This is a genomic window from Bradyrhizobium sp. 25ACV (assembly GCF_054863005.1).
Genome location: NZ_JAVAYO010000226.1, coordinates 1 through 221 on the forward strand (window position 1 = coordinate 1; position 221 = coordinate 221).

The following is a 221-nucleotide window of genomic DNA, read 5'->3' on the forward strand; positions in this document are numbered from 1 at the left end:
GGCACGCAGAAGCGCGTCGAGCTGGCGCGCGCACTCGCGGCCGATCCGAAGATCCTGCTGCTCGACGAGCCCGCCGGTGGCCTCAACCACGAAGAGGTCTACGTGCTCGGCGACCTCATTCGCCGCATTCGCGACGACCGGCATATGACCGTGCTGCTGGTCGAGCATCACATGGGCCTGGTGATGTCGATCGCCGACCATGTCGTTGCGCTGAATTTCGG

At 65.2% G+C, this 221-nt stretch carries 1 protein-coding gene; it reads left to right on the plus strand.

Going from position 1 to position 221, the window contains the following annotated elements:
- Positions 1-221 (plus strand): ATP-binding cassette domain-containing protein (locus RAD04_RS39235; RefSeq protein WP_461628045.1); only part of this gene is annotated, 221 nt, incomplete at both ends.